The following is a 544-nucleotide window of genomic DNA, read 5'->3' on the forward strand; positions in this document are numbered from 1 at the left end:
CGCGCCGCTGATCGCGCGCCTCGAAGCCGGCCCGCGCGCCGGCGGCGGGCGACCTCGCCCTGGTCTCGCAATCGGGCACGGTCGCCGGGGCGATCGTCGAGTGGGGCGCCCGGCACGGGGCCGGGTTCTCGGCGGTGATGGCGCTCGGCAGCGCCTGCGACGTCGACGTCGCCGACTGCCTCGACCACTTCGCCAACTGCCTGCGCACCCGGGCGATCCTGCTGTGCCTCGACGGGGTGTCGGACGCCCGGCGCTTCATGTCGGCGGCGCGTGCCGCCGCGCGCACCAAGCCGGTGGTGGTCCTGCGCGCCGGCCGCCACGCCCGCGACGGGCGCGACCCCGAGACCCATACCGGCGCCCTGGCCCGGCCCGACGCGGTCTACGCCGCCGCGTTCCGACGGGCGGGCCTGCTCGCGGTGGAGGACCTCGACGCGATGTTCTCGGCCGCCGAGACGCTGTCCCACCAGCGCCCGTTCGCGGGCAAGCGCCTCGCGATCCTCACCAACGGCCGCGGCATCGGCCTGCTCGCCGCCGACCGGCTCGC

General features: G+C 77.8%; 1 pseudogene. It reads left to right on the plus strand.

Annotated features, from left to right (window positions below):
• Positions 1-17: 17 nt before the first annotated feature.
• Positions 18-544: pseudogene (locus tag FV222_RS28755) on the plus strand (GNAT family N-acetyltransferase); the annotation flags it as partial.

The organism is Methylobacterium sp. WL103 (assembly GCF_008039885.1).
Lineage (GTDB): Bacteria > Pseudomonadota > Alphaproteobacteria > Rhizobiales > Beijerinckiaceae > Methylobacterium > Methylobacterium cerastii.